General features: G+C 60.6%; 16 protein-coding genes. 10 read left to right on the top strand and 6 right to left on the bottom strand.

Going from position 1 to position 15,930, the window contains the following annotated elements:
- Positions 1 to 204: 204 nt before the first annotated feature.
- On the bottom strand, positions 205 to 1,497 hold the full coding sequence (tyrS, locus tag ACOOHD_RS09820) for a tyrosine--tRNA ligase (RefSeq protein WP_420461391.1): 1,293 nt from the start codon (positions 1,495 to 1,497) through the stop codon (positions 205 to 207).
- Between the two features lie 195 nt (positions 1,498 to 1,692).
- Here tyrS and ACOOHD_RS09815 point away from each other — a divergent pair, with 195 nt between their 5' ends.
- Positions 1,693 to 3,015 (top strand): ABC transporter permease, encoded by a 1,323-nt coding sequence (locus ACOOHD_RS09815; RefSeq protein WP_420461390.1) that lies wholly within the window; start codon positions 1,693 to 1,695, stop codon positions 3,013 to 3,015.
- Positions 3,016 to 3,108: 93 nt separating this feature from the next.
- Here the strand turns inward: ACOOHD_RS09815 and ACOOHD_RS09810 are convergent, their stop codons facing one another.
- Together ACOOHD_RS09810 and porV are read right to left on the bottom strand one after the other, a co-directional pair.
- Positions 3,109 to 4,176: a DUF1015 family protein gene (locus ACOOHD_RS09810; RefSeq protein WP_420461389.1), complete on the bottom strand. Its 1,068-nt coding sequence runs from the start codon at positions 4,174 to 4,176 to the stop codon at positions 3,109 to 3,111.
- A 246-nt stretch (positions 4,177 to 4,422) separates the two neighbouring features.
- Positions 4,423 to 5,631, bottom strand: coding sequence for a type IX secretion system outer membrane channel protein PorV (porV, locus tag ACOOHD_RS09805; RefSeq protein ID WP_420461388.1), 1,209 nt, complete (start codon positions 5,629 to 5,631; stop codon positions 4,423 to 4,425).
- Between the two features lie 127 nt (positions 5,632 to 5,758).
- Between porV and ACOOHD_RS09800 the strand changes: the two genes are divergently transcribed.
- The 8 genes from ACOOHD_RS09800 to ACOOHD_RS09765 all read left to right on the top strand — a co-directional run bounded on the left by ACOOHD_RS09800 (position 5,759) and on the right by ACOOHD_RS09765 (position 12,194).
- Complete coding sequence (locus ACOOHD_RS09800; protein ID WP_420461387.1) at positions 5,759 to 6,316, top strand: hypothetical protein; 558 nt, start codon at positions 5,759 to 5,761, stop codon at positions 6,314 to 6,316.
- A 142-nt stretch (positions 6,317 to 6,458) separates the two neighbouring features.
- Complete coding sequence (locus ACOOHD_RS09795) at positions 6,459 to 6,698, top strand: acyl carrier protein (protein WP_420461386.1); 240 nt, start codon at positions 6,459 to 6,461, stop codon at positions 6,696 to 6,698.
- 92 nt (positions 6,699 to 6,790) lie between these two features.
- Positions 6,791 to 8,059 carry a beta-ketoacyl-ACP synthase II gene (fabF, locus tag ACOOHD_RS09790; RefSeq protein ID WP_420461385.1) on the top strand — a complete coding sequence of 423 codons (1,269 nt, stop codon included), beginning with the start codon at positions 6,791 to 6,793 and terminating at the stop codon, positions 8,057 to 8,059.
- Positions 8,060 to 8,068: 9 nt separating this feature from the next.
- Complete coding sequence (rnc, locus tag ACOOHD_RS09785; protein WP_420461384.1) at positions 8,069 to 8,812, top strand: ribonuclease III; 744 nt, start codon at positions 8,069 to 8,071, stop codon at positions 8,810 to 8,812.
- Positions 8,813 to 8,827: 15 nt separating this feature from the next.
- Positions 8,828 to 10,015, top strand: a complete 1,188-nt coding sequence (locus ACOOHD_RS09780; RefSeq protein WP_420461383.1) for a sensor histidine kinase — start codon at positions 8,828 to 8,830, stop codon at positions 10,013 to 10,015.
- Complete coding sequence (mnmE, locus tag ACOOHD_RS09775) at positions 10,012 to 11,418, top strand: tRNA uridine-5-carboxymethylaminomethyl(34) synthesis GTPase MnmE (RefSeq protein WP_420461382.1); 1,407 nt, start codon at positions 10,012 to 10,014, stop codon at positions 11,416 to 11,418. Before ACOOHD_RS09780 ends, mnmE begins: the two co-directional genes overlap by 4 nt.
- Positions 11,419 to 11,632: 214 nt before the next feature.
- Positions 11,633 to 11,857, top strand: a complete 225-nt coding sequence (locus ACOOHD_RS09770; RefSeq protein ID WP_420461381.1) for a hypothetical protein — start codon at positions 11,633 to 11,635, stop codon at positions 11,855 to 11,857.
- Positions 11,832 to 12,194: a hypothetical protein gene (locus ACOOHD_RS09765; RefSeq protein ID WP_420461380.1), complete on the top strand. Its 363-nt coding sequence runs from the start codon at positions 11,832 to 11,834 to the stop codon at positions 12,192 to 12,194. Before ACOOHD_RS09770 ends, ACOOHD_RS09765 begins: the two co-directional genes overlap by 26 nt.
- Before the next feature lie 69 nt (positions 12,195 to 12,263).
- Here ACOOHD_RS09765 and ACOOHD_RS09760 read toward each other — a convergent pair whose 3' ends face one another.
- Positions 12,264 to 12,983 (bottom strand): glycoside hydrolase family 73 protein, encoded by a 720-nt coding sequence (locus tag ACOOHD_RS09760; protein WP_420461379.1) that lies wholly within the window; start codon positions 12,981 to 12,983, stop codon positions 12,264 to 12,266.
- 162 nt (positions 12,984 to 13,145) lie between these two features.
- Between ACOOHD_RS09760 and ACOOHD_RS09755 the strand changes: the two genes are divergently transcribed.
- A complete protein-coding gene (locus ACOOHD_RS09755; protein WP_420461378.1) occupies positions 13,146 to 13,643 on the top strand; it encodes an OmpH family outer membrane protein in 498 nt (165 codons plus the stop codon).
- Here the strand turns inward: ACOOHD_RS09755 and ACOOHD_RS09750 are convergent.
- Positions 13,609 to 14,763, bottom strand: coding sequence for a M50 family metallopeptidase (locus ACOOHD_RS09750; protein ID WP_420461377.1), 1,155 nt, complete (start codon positions 14,761 to 14,763; stop codon positions 13,609 to 13,611). The two genes, ACOOHD_RS09755 and ACOOHD_RS09750, sit on opposite strands and share 35 nt — an antisense overlap.
- A gap of 9 nt (positions 14,764 to 14,772) precedes the next feature.
- Entirely contained in the window at positions 14,773 to 15,825 is a 1,053-nt protein-coding gene (locus ACOOHD_RS09745) for a lysylphosphatidylglycerol synthase transmembrane domain-containing protein (protein ID WP_420461376.1), read from the bottom strand.
- Positions 15,826 to 15,930 lie beyond the last annotated feature (105 nt).

The raw sequence follows: 15,930 nt of genomic DNA, 5'->3' as shown, positions 1-15,930 counted from the left end.
ATAACTGGAGGTTAGGGCCTTATTCGAAGCTGAAAAGGTGGAATAAGGGCCAAAAAGAATCTTCAAAATTGAGCACAAGATAGGAAGACTCAAACGATATGTTCAAAAATACCCCCAAAAAAGTACAGGGTATCCATAATCCGACCACAAAGCCGGTTCATCATTCTACGTTCTCACATACGGTGTATATACACCTATTGGTTTTCATAACACTTCGAAAAGGTACCGTTTTTTTTTCCCATTTTCCAGCAGCAGGTAGCGGTCGTGCAGCAAATCTGCCGTGCTTATTTGCCGCTCCACATCCGCCACTTTCTCCTTATTAATGGCAATCGCATTACCCTGCACCGCCCGCCTGGCCTCACTCTTGCTGCTTACTACCTCGCTGTGCTCACTCAGTAGCTCCGGTAGCCCCATTGGCAGCAGCCCCCTTTCCACGCCGAAGGTAGGAATGTTCCCCCTCAGCGCTCGAAACGCCCTGGCATCCAGTGCCCGCAGGTCTGCGCCCGTAGCGCCGCGCCCCCACAGTAAATTGGTGACCCGCTCGGCCGTCTGTAGGCCCGCCGCCCCGTGTATCCGCTCGGTCAGTTCCGCCGCCAGCCCCGTTTTGATCTCGGTCACCTCCCGGTAGCGGTCTTCCCCCCCCAGGTGGGCCTCCACGATCGCGCAGTCCGTCAGGATTGCCTCCTTGTCCCGCAGCGAAAAGTACTTCAGGTAGGTCGCCACGTCCGCGTCATCGGCCCGCAGCCAGAACTGGTAGAAATCGTACGGACTGGTCAGCTCCTCATCTAGCCACACATTCCCCTCCGCACTCTTTCCGAACTTACTGCCGTCGGCCTTGGTCAGCAGCGGCGTGGTCACCGCGTAGGCCTTGCCCTCCAGGTTACGTCGCACGAATTCCGTCCCGCTGGTAATATTGCCCCACTGATCGGAGCCCCCCATCTGCACCGTCACCCCGTAGTCCGCATACAGCCGCTGAAAATCGTAGCCCTGCAGTAGCTGGTAGCTGAATTCCGTAAACGACAGTCCCGTCTCTAGCCTATTCTGCACACTATCCTTACTCATCATGTAGCTGACGGTCAGTGTCTTACCCACATCGCGCAGAAAGTCCAGCACGTTCATCTCCCGATAGAAATCATGGTTGTTCACCACCTGCACCTTCGCACCTGCGCCCCCGCCCAACAGCCGTTCCATCTGCGCCCGTTGGTAAGCCAGGTTTCCGTCTAGTTCTTCATAGGTTTTCAGCTCCCGCTCCTGGTCCTTACCGCTGGGGTCCCCGATACGCCCCGTCGCGCCGCCGAAAAGCACCACCGCCCCGTGTCCCGCCCGCAGCCAGTGCAGCAGCAGCATCACCTGCACGTAATTGCCGATCGTAAGCGAGGGTGCCGTAGGGTCAAATCCTATGTACGCTTTACGTGGTTTTTCGCTTAGATGCTCGCGGATGCCGGGGGTGAGTTGGTGCAGCATGCCGCGCCAGGCTAGCTCGTCGAGGAAGGTCAAGGGGGGGTGAATTATTAGGTTGTTGAGTTATTGAGTGGCCGTCGTTGCAGGCGTTACAGGCATGGTAGGGGGCGGGGCCGCAGGTGCAAAGAAACTCACAAAAGGCAAACTCAGTACCATCTAACCGCGCAGCGGTCTAACCCAAAGGGTCTAACCAGCCGAAGGCGTCTACCCCGTAGGGTCTATCTTCACCCCATGAATCTTCCGCTCTTCCTCGCCCGCGGCGTCGCCAAGGGGGGCTCGCAGTCCATCAGCCGTACGATCATCGCGATCGCGGTGGTGGCCGTGGCGATCTCCATGGCAACGATGGTGGTGGCCAGCGCGCTGATCTCGGGTTTCAAGACGGAAATTTCGGTCAAGATATTTGGCTTCTGGGGGCACGTGCACATCACGGACGAGAACGCCGCCAACGACATCATGCTGACCACGGAGTACCCCATCAGCACCCAGCAGTCGTTTTATCCCAGTCTGGAGGAGACCGGCCGCATTACCTACCGCGACTTCGAAGACCCCTTTGGTAGCAATAGCACCAAGGAACGTACTACGGCGGGCGGTATTCGCCACATTCAGCCCTTTATCCTGCTGCCGGGCATTATATCGGTGTTCCAGGAGGGCGAGCGGCTGGCGGACACCGAGCCGCTGATCCTGAAGGGGATCGACCAGGATTTCGGTTGGGAGGATTTTGCCCAGTATATGGTCGAGGGCGAGCAGTTGCGCGTCACGTCCGATTCTACGTCGCGGGGCATTCTGATCTCTAATAGCACGGCCCGCCGGCTCAAGATTGGGGTGGGGGACCGGGTGGACTTCGTGTACTTCAGCGGACTGCGGGAGGAAAAATCCCGCGCATTCAGCGTGCAGGGCATCTACAAGACCGGCCTGGAAGAATACGACAGCAAGTTTGCCATCGTCGACATCAAGCAGCTACGCCGCCTGCTCAACTGGCGCGACGACGAGGTCGGCGGCTTCGAGGTGGTGCTCGACGACATCGACGACCTGGAGGCCTTCGCCAATTACATCCACTACGACGTGCTGCCGCAGCACCTCTACGCCGATAGCATCCGCAATAAGCTGCGCGAGTTGTTCAATTGGCTCGACATCCAGGACTATAACGGTATCATCATCCTGATCCTCGTGGTGCTGGTCGCCGTGATCAATATGATGACCGCCCTGCTTATCCTCATTCTCGAGCGCACTAACATGATCGGTACCCTCAAGGCACTGGGACAGGACAACTGGAGCATCCGCCAGATTTTCCTTTACTACGCCGGCTTCATCGTTATCGTGGGGCTGCTGCTCGGCAATGTCATCGGCCTGGGCCTCGCCTTTCTTCAGAAGACCTTCGGCATCGTCAAGCTCGACGAGGAGAGCTACTACCTGGACGTGGCCCCGATCAAGCTGGAATGGCTTATGATCCTAGGCCTGAACGTGGGGACCTTCGTGGTGACGCTGGCGTTTTTGGTGCTGCCTTCTTACTTGGTTACTAAGATTGACCCGGTGAAGGCTATTCGGTTTAAGTAGACCTGCCTTTGGCAGGGTAGAGGGCTCGCTGGCGCGTTCGCCCGTAGACCGCTGCGCGGGTAGATCGGCTGCACGGTCTACCCGCGCAGCGGTCTACCCCCTGCGGTCTACCCCTTCAGGGTCTGTTTGGGGAACCCAAACTAGCAACCCACTAGGCAGCCGAGGCCTAAAATACGTACTCTTCGGCGGCAGTAACCGACCGGCCTCGACCTCGGCGAAGAAGCGCTGCTTCGTAATGGGCCTGCCCAGCAATAGGACCTGCTCGTACAGTCCTTCCGGTAGTTGATAGACGCCTTCCACGACGGGTGGTGGGATCAGGAAATTGATGTGCGCGTCGGTCCGAACGTCCGTAATGTCGAAGAGGGGGGGGAGGACGGTATCGTTGAGCCAGGCGGCATCGGTATCGCTTACCGTCAGATCGCGGCGCGTGAGGTGGTAGTGTCGACCCCGGTAACTGTATAACCACATTCCGGCCTGAGTGACCGGCCGGGGGGCGGGGATAGCCTGCACGTGGAAAAAATCGCGCAGGCGAGTGAGCAGGGAGGCCGGCTGCTGGGTCGTGCGGATACTCCGCATAAAGGCGTTGATACTCAGGTCCTCTCCGCCGATGAGCATTACGGGGATGTAGTCGAAACCCGGCACTCCCTCGGCGGCCAGGGCGGCGTGGGTGTAGGCACGGTGGTGACCGTCGGCGATCACCAGGGGGCCGAGGCCATCCAGGTACAAGGGGGAAGTGGTGCCAGAGTCAGGATAGAGGCGGTAGCGGAAGTCGGGTGTGTTGTAGACGACCGGTGCACCTGCGGGCGGCGGCAGACTATCGCGCAGGGGGGCAAGCGAGGGGAGGGTAAGTAGGACCGGCTTACCGAGCGCACCGCGATCGGCCAGGACCAGCTCCCGCTGACGCTGCAGGCGGGGTAAAAGGGTAGCCTCGTGGGGGCGTACCAGGCCGTCGGTAAAATCACTTGCCGGCAGCAAGCCGCCAATACCCCAACGTGGTAGCCCGGAATCAGTGTCAATGCGGAGTGCCGGAAAGTGTGGTTCCTTATGGGCCACGAAGGGAAGGGGAGTGAGACTACGGATGCCGTAGCGCGTGACGGGCAGGGTGGCCACGGGGCCGGCGGCGGGCTGGTAGGAACGGGGAAAGGGAAGCAGGCTGGGCATGGACCGGGGGGTGGCCGAAAGGTAGCGGCTGGCGGACGGAAAAAAGAAAGGCATGACACAAGTGCCACACCTTTCCTGAACTAAACCCCAGTTATAAAAAATCTTTGGCGGCTAGAGCGCGCCGCTTGTCTGCTGCAATATACGGGCAGTCTAGAGGATATATTGCACCTACTGTGAAAAATCTTTTCCGCGCAACCCCATGATTCATCCCCCTGCACCCCATGGGTTAAGGGCTTAGATTACCTTCTACTGGGTGTCGGTCTGTCCGAAATCGAAGAGTAAACTGAAGCGCAAGGTGTTGTCGAGGGGGTTGCGTTGGTTGCTGGTGGGGACCAAGTAGCTCAGATTGATGCCGAAGATGTTATACTTCAGTCCCAATCCGGCGGTGAGGTACTTGCGGTTGCCCTTGGTCTGGTCCTCGAAAAAGTAGCCGGCGCGTACGGCGAACTGCTGGGCGTACCAGTATTCGACCCCGGCGCTGAAGGTGAGCTCGCGCAGCTCCTCGCCGAAGCCGTCGGGGGCGTCGCTGAAGCTGGTGAGTAGTCCGCTGATGGGGCTCAGGTCGTCGATCTCGTTTTGGGTGCGATCGCAGTCGGAGCTGCCATCACAGGGCGTGGGTACGAGGAGCTTATTGATATCGCCGGTGATGGTGATCTGGTTGTACTGGTCGAGGTTGAAGGTGTAGGCGGCCCCGATGCCCAGGTTGGCGGGCAGGAAGTCGCGAATGGTATCCTGGGTGTAGCTGATCTTGTTACCGATGTTGGTGATCGCACCGCCAATGGCCAGGATGTTGCCGCTGGGGCCCAGGGGCTGACTGCGGTAGCTGGCGCCGATGTCGGCAGCAAAGGCAGAACCGGCCCGTAACGTGGTGCCCTGGACCTGTTGTCCAGCTGCGAGGTTGGAGTTGAGGTACTTGGCGGTGATGGACAGACCAAAAGTCTCGGTGAGCTTACGGCTGTAGGCTAGGGCTACCTCGAACTCATTGGGCTTACCCTTGCCGAGATCTTGGTTATTATCATCCGTATATTGGATATCGCCCAGGCTGAAGTAGCGTAGGCTGGCGCTTACTACCTGGTTTTCGTCGAGCTTTTTGAAGCCCCCGAGGTAAGCCAGGTATACGTCGTTGAGTCCTAGCGCCTGCAGCCAGGGGGTGTAGGTGGCACCGAGGGCCAGGTCCTCTTCGGTGAACGCTAAGCGACTGGCGTTGTAGTGCATGGCGTTGGCATCGGGGCTGAGCGCGATACCGGCATCCCCCATGGCCCCGCCACGGGCGTCGGGGTTGATACGGAGGAAGGGAACGGCGGAGACTACCGTGTTCACGCAGGGTCCACCCGTGCCAGGCTGGATGTTGCGACCATCGGGTCCTTGCACGCAGGCTTTAACTTGAGCGGCGGCGGGTACACTGAGGCTACCCACCAGCGTTAGGGCCAGTACGATACGGAATAGTTGTTGCATAGTTGATTAGTCTCGAACATAAACGATTTGCCCTCGCTCCACTGGGGGCAGGGTTATAGACGAATCTAACGGCCGTACCGCTGCGCTTATTTTTGGTCTCCCTATACCAAGCGGTAAAATTATCACCATGAGGCAGTTTTTACTTACCTACCTATTTATCGTATTCGCTACGGCTAGCGGCTCCGCCCAGGTGGAGCTGAATCCTTACGTGGGTCTGATCACCGGTGACCGTACCGTAGCGCTAGTTCAGCCGACTGACGATGTCTTCGTTTATGAGGGCAACCGCCTCCACCTAGGCGTAGATGCCCTCTTCGGTGCCGGACAGTTGGCCCCATTGGTCGGGCTCAGCTACCGGATGAGCAGCCACGAGAGCAAGCAGGCAGCCTCCTTCGATTACGGACGGTTGCGGCTGCCTGTAGGCGTGGCCTACCGGCTGCTAGCGGCGGACTTCGACATCAATTTGGTGTTATCCGTGGCCATCGCGCCCGGGCTGGCATTAGGCGACGATCGTACCGAGACGGTGATCCTGTTCGAGAACACCATTGACTGGCGTGGCCGCGCTGCTGCCACCTTCTACTTAGGCAGCGTTACCCTGGGGCTACAATACGGACAGAATGTCTCCAGTCCGGAAAACTCATTCGGTCCTAACGGCGATTTCACCCTCACTCTGGGCACCCGCTTCTAGTCATTCCACGGCCCATATGCTTCCGTTCCCCATTCCGGTGTTACCTTGCCGCCCGGCGCCCTCAAATGTCGGTTAACTTGCGCAAGTGAATCGTTGGGGCTTTCTTTGCGCCCGCATTTAATCACTAAAGCCACCTCAGAACATGGCCAGCATTGAAGAAAAAGTAAAGCAGATCATCGTTGACAAACTCGGCGTCGACGAAAGTGAGGTAACGGCCGACGCCAGCTTCCAGAACGACCTGGGCGCCGACTCGCTCGATACCGTAGAGCTCATCATGGAGTTCGAAAAGGAGTTCGACATCAGCATCCCCGACGAGCAGGCCGAAAACATTCAGACCGTCGGCCAGGCCGTCACCTACCTGGAAAGCAGCGTGGAGAAGTAAGCCCTACCTCCACTTTTCCCATTTCCGTATCGCCGCCCGGTTACCCCTCTAAAGGGTAACGGGCGGCGGTTTTTTTTATCTTGCACCCTACGATGAACAGAGTAGTAATCACCGGCATCGGCGCCCTGACCGCCATCGGCAACTCCGTCCCCGACTACCTCGACGGCCTGCAGCAGGGCCGTAGCGGCGCCGGCCCCATCACCCAGTTCGATGCCGCCCAGTTTAAAACCCACTTCGCCTGCGAGGTCAAGGACTGGGACCCCAGTACCCGCCTCGATAAGCGGGAAGTCCGCCGCCAGGACCGCTACACCCTCATGGCCCTCTACACCGCCGACGAAGCCATGCGCATGGCCGGCCTGGTCGACGCGGAGGGTAACGTCGATGCTACCGCCGTCGATCCCGACCGCGCCGGCTGCATCTGGGCCAGCGGTATCGGCGGACTGCGCTCTCTGGAGGAGCAAATCGAGGAGTTCGAGGGCGGCGACGGTACCCCCCGCTACAATCCCTTCATGATCCCCCGCATGATCGCCAACATGGGTGCCGGCCACATCAGCATGCGCTACAACCTGCGGGGACCGAGCTACGCTACCGTCAGCGCCTGTGCCTCCGGGGGTCATGCCCTGGCCGCCGCCGCCGATGACATTCGCCTGGGCCGCGCCGACGTCATGGTCACCGGGGGCTCCGAGGCCGTCATCACTAAGGTTGCCATCGGCGGCTTCAATTCCATGAAGGCCCTCAGCACCCGCAACGACGATCCGGCCACCGCTTCACGCCCCTACGACGCGGACCGTGACGGCTTCGTACTCGGCGAGGGGGCCGGTGCCATTGTCCTGGAAAGCCTCGATCACGCCCGCTTCCGCGGCGCCACCATCCTAGCCGAGGTGGCCGGCTACGCCGCCAGCTCCGATGCCTATCACATCTCCGCCCCTCACCCCGAGGGCGCCGGTGCTAAACTCGCCATGCTCAACGCCATGGAGTACGCCGGCGTGACCCCCGCGCAGGTCGATTACATCAACACCCACGGCACCTCCACGCCCCTGGGCGACACCGCCGAGCTAAAAGCCATTCAACTCGCCTTCGGCGAGGCGGCCTACGACCTGCACATTAGCTCCACTAAGTCCATGACCGGCCACCTACTCGGTGCGGCGGCGGCCATTGAGAGCATCGCCTGCATCCTGGCTATACGGCACGGATTCGTCCCCCCCACCATCAATCACTTCACGGACGACCCCGGTATCGACCCCCGTCTCAGGCTTACCTACAACGAAGCGGTGCACCGGCCCGTTACTATTGCGCTGAGCAACACCTTCGGCTTCGGGGGGCACAACTCCGCCACCATTTTTAAGCGCTTTACCGACTAGTACCCTGCAGTGATCAAGTTCGTCCGCCGCATCTACAACCGCTATTTTTCTCCGGAAAAGGAGTTCGTCCTGCGCCTGCGTCGACTACTGGGTTTCACCCCCGCTTACCTCAACGTCTTCAAACTCGCCTTCTCCCACAAAAGCAGCAACGAGGCCAACCGCACCAAACCCTACGGCGGTCAGAACAACGAACGCCTGGAATACCTCGGCGATGCCGTGCTGGGCACCATCGTCGCCGAGTACCTCTACAAAAAATACCCCACGGCCGACGAGGGCTTCCTCACTAAAATGCGCTCCAAGATCGTCAAGCGCAAGAGCCTCAACGCCATCGGCAACGACATGGGCCTCGACGAGCTCCTCAGCACCTACAACAACACCCGCATCGCCCGCTCCATGCTCGGTAACGCCGTCGAGGCCCTGGTCGGTGCCGTCTACGTCGAGCAGGGCTATTCCGGTACCACCCACTTCGTCGTCCAGCGCATGCTGCGCGACTACGTCGACATCGAGACCCTCGAGACCTACGACGACAACTACAAAAGTCAGCTGCTGGAGCACTGCCAGAAGAACGGCCAGAAGGTCGATTATGAGATCCTTAAGCGCTTCAAGCAGGATAAGCGCGACCGCTTCCGCGTAGCCGTCATGATCAATGGGCGCCGCATGGCCGTGGGTGAGGATTACAACAAAAAAAGTGCCGAACAGCAGGCCAGCCGCCGCGCCCTCCAGGATCTGGGGCTGAGCGTGGAGCTGCCGTAGCTACCTTAGGCCCCCATGCGCAGCCTGCTCTCCTCCCGCTGGCCCCTGTACCTGGCCGCCACCGGCTTGGTCATTGTGATCGCCTCGGTCTGGTACACCAACCGCCTGGCCAACCAGCTCTCGGTGATCGAGGAGAACTACGTCCGCTATTACGAGGCCTCCATTCGCGATCTGAATGACGTGGGCGACGACGTCGGCACCTTCGACCTGGAGGCCCTCAACCGCGACGTGGCCATCCAGCAGGAGATCGTCCAGAGTAACACCACCATTCCCGCCATCTGGGCCCTGCCGGGCGGCGGCGGCTACGTCGATGCCATCAACTGGGACGGCCGTGAGGGGGATACCGCTTACATTCTCCAGCAACTTGAGGAGCTGAAGGCAAACGGTAAGCCGCCCGTGGTTATGCCGGTCGGCGGACTGATGTACTTCGGCACCAGCAATCTCATCCGTAAGCTCCGCCTCTTCCCCTACATCCAGTTTGCCCTCATCGGCACCTTCCTCGTCTTCGGCATCTTCGGCATCAACCAGGCGCGCCGCGCCGAGCAGAATCGCGTCTGGGTAGGCCTGGCCAAGGAGACTGCCCACCAGCTCGGCACCCCCATCAGCGCCATCATGGGCTGGGTCGAGCACCTCAACCTGCTCTACGCCGAGGACCCCGACCTAATGGAGGTCAGCTCCGAGCTACACAAGGACGTCCAGCGCCTCGAAATGGTCGCCACCCGCTTCTCCAAGATCGGTGCCACCCCCGAGCTCGAAGCCGTCAACATCTACGCCGCGCTCGACCGCTGCCGCGCCTACATGGAAAAGCGTGCCCCCCGCCGCGTCACCTTCGACTTTCCCACCGCCGCCACCGGCCAGCTACCCGTGGCCATCAATCCGCTGCTCTTCGACTGGGTCATTGAAAACCTGCTGCGCAACGCCCTCGACGCCATGGACGGCCGGGGCCGCATCAGCAGCACCGTCACCGAGCGCGACGGTAAGGTTGTCATCGACATCACGGATACCGGCAAGGGTATCTCCTCCCGCAACCAGCGCCGCGTCTTCGACCCCGGCTTCACCACCAAGAAGCGCGGCTGGGGGCTCGGCCTGAGTCTAGTACGTCGCATCGTCGAGGAGTACCACAGCGGCCGCATCACCGTCGCCCACTCGGAGCTCGGCAAGGGCACCACCTTCCGCATTACCCTCCCCAAAGCCGCCCCGTGAGCCTGTCCGCCGACACGATCATCGCCATCGCTACGCCCGCCGGCGAGGGGGCCATCGGTATGGTGCGCGTGAGCGGTCCCGGCAGCATCTCCCTCTTCAACCCCTATTTCCGGGGCCACGATCTGGTCGATGCCCCCGTTCGCCAGGTACTATACGGTGTCCTAGAGGATGAGGATGGCCAGCCCATCGACGAGGTCATCATCACCATCTACCGCGCCCCGGCATCCTATACAGGCGAGGATGCCGTCGAAATCAGCGCCCACGGCAGTCCCTACATTCTCCAGCGCATCCTCCACCTGGGCGGGGCCGCAGGTGCAAGGGCTGCAGCACCGGGCGAGTTTTCCCAGCGGGCCTTTCTCAACGGCAAGCTCGATCTCAGTCAGGCGGAGGCCGTGGCCGATCTGATCGCAAGTCGCTCGGCCGCCGCCCACCGCATTGCCCTCGGTCAGCTTCGGGGCGGGGTGAGTCACGAAATCCAGGAACTGCGCCACCAACTCATCGACTTCGCCAGCCTCATCGAGCTCGAGCTCGACTTCGGGGAGGAGGACGTGGAGTTTGCCGACCGCACTCAGTTGTCCCAGCTAGTCGCTACCATCCGCCAGCGCATCGAGGCGTTGACCACCTCCTTCCGCCTCGGCAACGCGATTAAGGAAGGCGTAAGTACCGTCATTGCCGGCCGCCCCAACGCCGGTAAGTCCACCCTCCTCAACGCCCTGCTCAATGAGGACCGCGCCATCGTCTCCCCCATCCCCGGCACCACCCGCGATACCATCGAGGAGGCCGTCGTCATTGGCGGCATGACCTTCCGCTTCATCGACACGGCCGGCATCCGGGAGGCTACCGATACCATCGAGGCCATGGGGGTGGAGCGGACCCTGCAGCGGGTAGCCAGCAGCCAGCTGCTGATCTATGTGTTCGACATCATCGACACCGACCCGGCCACGCTCGTCGCCGATCTCGACCGCCTGCACCGTGACGACCTCGACCTCATCGTCGTCGCCAATAAGATGGACCTTAACCCCTACACCAAATACACCCACTACTTCGGGGCAGACTACGTAGGCAAGTGGGCCGTACCACCCGAGCGCTACATTCCCATGATCGCCAGCGAGCGCAGCAACCTCCAGTACCTACAGGACACCCTGCTCGACGTAGCTACCCAGGGCCGTGGCGCAATCGATGCCCAAGAGGTCATCCTCAGCAACGCACGCCACTACGATGCCCTTACCCGTGCCGATCAGGCCCTTGCCCGCGTTGCCGAGGGACTCCAGTCCGGCCTTACGCAGGACTTCGTGGCCATCGATATCCGCCAGTCCCTCCGCGACCTCGGCGAGATTACCGGCGAGATCACCACCGACGACCTGCTCGGTAACATCTTTTCCAACTTTTGCATCGGAAAGTGACTGGTTCCCGGCATCCCTGCCGGGGCAGTCACGTTCACAGCTAGTCGAAAAGTGACTGGTTCCCGGCATCCCTGCCGGGGCAGTCACGTTCACAGCTAGTCGAGATTCATCACTCAATCCGGCAATTTCCCCTAATTTACTCCCGTTCCCAATTAGATGCTCAACCCGATAGGGCGTGAGCCGTTAGACCCATAGGTTATAAAAGGTTGCAACATTGAATACAGGTACTGACTCCCCCCTCGCCACCGGCGCTTCCGCATCGCTGCCTCATGCCGGGTACGCCTACCAAGCCACCCACCATCCTGTAGCATCCACCCCCACGACCTTTACGGAAGAACAGCAGCAGGCCTTCCGTCAGAACCGCGCGGACTCCCTGGAACTTTGCAACGACTTCCAGGCATTCTACGCCACCCATGCCGCTTACCACCTTGACCTTTGAGCGTTTCCTAGTCTACGAGCTCCGCCCCGAGGTGAAGCTCCCCTTTCAATTTGTGCTCTGCCTCTCGACCACCGCGTCCAACTACCGCCACGAGGTAAAGAACATCTCCTTCCTTCCCATCATTGGTGCCGGTCGCTACGCCGACAACGACCCCTACCGGGTACCGCTGATGCCCCGTCCTCAGGGAAGTACGCGCCTACTCACCCGCATGTACGTGGCGGTCGATGCCATCCAGTCACTCGGTAAGGCTGCCTTTCTGCCCGCAGACCTAGGCCGTATCACGGCTGCCGAGGAGCGAGAGGTACGGGAGAAGTTGGGGAGTTGGTTAGGGTTATAAAAAAGCCCGCTTCCGGGGAAGCGGGCAAGAGTACGCTCAAAACGTCAAACCTTAATAGGATAGATCTGCCTAGCGGTCCAGGCGGTAGAGCTCGAGGCCCTCAATGAGGCGGATGAGCTTGGTGGCGTAGGAGGGGTCGGTTGCGTAGCCGGCCTTGCTCAGGCCCCGGGCCCAGCCCTTATAATCATGCGGAGCAAGCTCAAAGAGCCCCCGGTAGCGGTCGTTCTGGAGTAGCTTGCTGTGGGCGAGGTAGCTCTCCTCCGGCCGGTCGAAAATGCGAAAGAAGTCCTTGTGGTGATCGTCGCTGTGGTTGCTACAGTGGCCCTTGCTGCAACTCTTGCTGAAGCATTTGAGGCCAAAGTGGTTGTTGTTGCGGGTGGCCAGGGTGCTCTTGCCGGTGCCGCTCTCCAGCAGCCCCTGGGCGAGGGTGATGCTGGCGGGGATGCCGTGGGCCGCCATCTCCCGCAGTGCAACGTCCTGGTAGTCCTTTACGTAAGCCAACTGCTGGATTTCCTTCGCGGTCCAATTCCGCCTCGTCGTGGTGTAATTGGCGAAGGAAGCCGCCGATGCACCGCCATCGTAGTCACTGAACACCGAGGCGCGACTCCCGAAGAAGCTTCCTCCGTTGATACTGAACGTAAAGGTCAGCTCCTTACGCGTCACCACTACCGCTAGCACCACGAGTACGGCCAGTTTGGTCCAGGGGCTCGTCAACTGCTGCACCAGCCGCCGGTAGAGCTGCTCGAAGAATAGTTGCCAGCTGGCGGGTACGGGGAGATCGACTTTCATGGGGGCGCTTGCTTGGGCTGCAAGGTAGACTATTTTGTGGTTTTTGCAAAGTATTTCAAACTTTTAGTTTTAATAAAGCAAGTCGCAAGGACCTCGAAGCGTCCGTTGGGCGGGTCACCGCCCTTCGGACCTTTGAGCGTCCGGTTGAACTACCTTTACCCCATGCTCCGATCTACCATCTGCTGCCTACTCCTGCTCGCCCTCACCGGCCTCCACGCCCAGAAGTACGGCCACCTCAACTTTGCCATCCTCATCTCCGAGCTGCCCGGCACGGAGGCGGCGGAGGCGGAATTGAAGGCATTCAACGATGCCGCCGTAGCGAAGGGCGAGCAGATGGTTGTGGACCTCAAGGCCCGGGTAGCGGAGGTGGAAGCCCAGCGGGAAGAACTACCCCCGGTGCGCGTGGAAGAACTGCGCCAGGAGCTCTCCGCCGAACGGGATAAAATCGTGCAGTACGAGCAGCAGATGGGCATCGATGTGGAGCGCAAACGTCAGGAGCTCCTCGGCCCCGTGATCCAGCAGGCACGGGAGGCGGTGGAGGCGGTTGCGGAGGAAAACGGGTACCAGCTCATCTTCGACACCTCCCGCTTCAATACCGTACTGTACGGGCAGGATAGCGACGATATCAAGCCCCTGGTGAGGGCGAAACTGGGGATGTAAACCGCTTGTAAAAGCGCCGCGGCGATCGATCGAGTAGTACAATCACGTCCTCGGTGAATACGAAGCCTACCACGGCATCCGCCCGGTAGATGGCCGCACCGTAGACGTCGGCCGCCACGATACGCTCGGTAAGTTCCAGTAGGCTATCGTCGGCGGTGCCGGTGATGTATTCGGCCTCGTAGTAGGGAGCGAGGGATTCGTCGCGTCGCGCTTCCTGCCGGAGTACCTCCCGCTCCACGAAACCACTCAGCTGATTCCAGTTGTCGTACACGGGTAGTACCCGGGCGTCCGTCTTGGCGAATAAGGCGCGGGCACGTGCTACGGAGTCGGTGGCGTAGATGCGCTCGGCGGAGACGGGGCGCAGCACGTCGGCTAGCTCAGTGCGCTGCAGTTGCCGGCGCTGCCAGCCGCGGTTCAACTCGATGGCGGAGAAGGAGACGATGAACAGGGCACTGAGGGAGAGCACCGGATCGCCCAGGTGCCAGGAAAAGCCGATCAGTGCGACTCCAATCAGAATGCCTAACAGCGTGGCCACTACCGTAGCCCGCCGGTCGCCGATGGGCCGTTTGAGTAGTGCGCGTAAAATGCGGCCACCGTCGAGGGGGTAAGCCGGCAGCAGGTTACCGATGGCCAGTACGGCATTGACCGCGAAGGTGATGCCGAGCAGTTGCTCCGTGAGCGTAGGCAGTACAATGAGGTTACCCGTGGGGTTAAGGTAGTACCGGATTAGGTAGCCGCCGCCGGGTTGGTACAACAGTACGGGAAGAGCTAGTAGAGCAAGTAGCACGTTGGCCAGTGGCCCTGCGGCATAGATCAGTACCTCCTGGCTTACCCGTTTAGGTTCATGGGGGATGAGGGCACCGCCACCGAGGGGGAATAGGATGATCTTCTGAGCGTGTACGCCGCACCAGCGGGCCGTAAGGGCGTGACCCAGTTCGTGCACGAGTACGAAGCCGAAGAGTAAAATGGTCACACTCGACCACCACTGCACCTGCGACCACCGCAAGCCTATCCCTGTTTCGTAGGAGTACACCAGGATGGCCAGGGGGACCAGCAGAAAGGACCAGTGTAGTTCCGTAGGAACGCCGAAGATGCGGCCGATGCGCCAGGAACGGAACACGTAGGGGAGTTATGCGGGATGATACGAGCGGTTGATGCGCGGCAGCAACAGCAGGGCCAGTAACCCGATCAACACATTACAGCCAATATTGATGGAAAAGAAGGAAATATTTGCCCAGCTGAAGGCATCGTCGCCCGGCACCCCGTAGAGCCCCAGGGCCGCCTGCGCCAGGTAGTGGTAGCTGCCCATCCCGCCCGGACTGGGCACCACAATACCCCAACCCCCCGACACGAAGGTGACCAGCGCCGCCTCCGGACCCAGCCCCGCCGTGGGCGCAAAGGCCAGAAATACGCAGAGCGTCATGCAGAAGTACATGAGCCAGATGTTGAGGCTGTGGAGAATGAAAAGCCAGGGCCGTCGCACCGTAGCGATAGTTTTTAGTCCTTCCGCGAAGCCTTCGACGATGCTGTAGAGCTTGCCGCCCACCTTAGTGGCGCGAATACGCTGGCGCTGGAACCAGGCCAGGGCCAGTCCACCGATGCCCAGTACCGCTACGCTGGCCAGCCACCATTCCAGTCCGCCGAGCTTGTCGCTGACCGAGGCGTTGGCTTCCAGCCAGGCCCAGAGGCGGTCGCCGGCCAGGAGCAGGGCTAGTCCGGTGAGCGAGAGTAGGGTGATTACATCGAGCGTACGGCCCACCACGACGGTGCCGACCACCCGTTCCACCTTGATGTTCTCGTAGCGGGCCATGGCGGCTGGGCGCACGAGCTCCCCTAGGCGGGGGAAGCCGAGGTTGGCTAGGTAGCCGAGGTTGATGGTCAGAAAGGCGTTGATGAGTCGGGGGCGCTTGCCGAGGGTGTGCAGCAGCATGTTCCAGCGCAGGGCGCGGCTGAGGTTGCTGATGCAAAAGGCCACCAGGGTCATACCTAGCCAGAAGAAGTTGGCCCCCTGGAAGTCGCGCCATACCTTGTCGAGGAGGCTGCAGTTTTCTTCCGGTACGCCGCGCAGGGCGCAGTCGGCCAGGTAGGCGGCCTGTTGGTTGCGGTACACGAGGTAGAGGATGCCGAAGCCTAGGCCGATGAAGAGGAGGAATTTTAGGGCGTTGGCTAGGGGTGGGGGCATGGGGGCGAAGATAGTGGCACCTACGGGGTAGGTGTGATCAGTTCACCACGGAGCGGGCTAGCGCCCTTGCGCGGAGGGTTTCACGGAGGTCTCACAGAGTCCTCT

The organism is Neolewinella sp. (assembly GCF_965214665.1).
Classification (GTDB): Bacteria; Bacteroidota; Bacteroidia; order Chitinophagales; family Saprospiraceae; genus Neolewinella.
Note: the sequence above shows the minus strand (reverse complement) of the source record. Positions and strands in the feature narration are given on the sequence as shown.

Coding starts and splice junctions, on each gene's coding strand:
- ACOOHD_RS09815 (WP_420461390.1), top strand. CDS start 1,693: ATGAATCTTCCGCTCTTCCTCGCCCGCGGCGTCGCCAAGGGGGGCTCG.
- ACOOHD_RS09810 (WP_420461389.1), bottom strand. CDS start 4,176: ATGCCCAGCCTGCTTCCCTTTCCCCGTTCCTACCAGCCCGCCGCCGGC.
- ACOOHD_RS09795 (WP_420461386.1), top strand. CDS start 6,459: ATGGCCAGCATTGAAGAAAAAGTAAAGCAGATCATCGTTGACAAACTC.
- porV (WP_420461388.1), bottom strand. CDS start 5,631: ATGCAACAACTATTCCGTATCGTACTGGCCCTAACGCTGGTGGGTAGC.
- ACOOHD_RS09765 (WP_420461380.1), top strand. CDS start 11,832: ATGCCGCTTACCACCTTGACCTTTGAGCGTTTCCTAGTCTACGAGCTC.
- ACOOHD_RS09800 (WP_420461387.1), top strand. CDS start 5,759: ATGAGGCAGTTTTTACTTACCTACCTATTTATCGTATTCGCTACGGCT.
- ACOOHD_RS09745 (WP_420461376.1), bottom strand. CDS start 15,825: ATGCCCCCACCCCTAGCCAACGCCCTAAAATTCCTCCTCTTCATCGGC.
- fabF (WP_420461385.1), top strand. CDS start 6,791: ATGAACAGAGTAGTAATCACCGGCATCGGCGCCCTGACCGCCATCGGC.
- ACOOHD_RS09760 (WP_420461379.1), bottom strand. CDS start 12,983: ATGAAAGTCGATCTCCCCGTACCCGCCAGCTGGCAACTATTCTTCGAG.
- ACOOHD_RS09755 (WP_420461378.1), top strand. CDS start 13,146: ATGCTCCGATCTACCATCTGCTGCCTACTCCTGCTCGCCCTCACCGGC.
- ACOOHD_RS09780 (WP_420461383.1), top strand. CDS start 8,828: ATGCGCAGCCTGCTCTCCTCCCGCTGGCCCCTGTACCTGGCCGCCACC.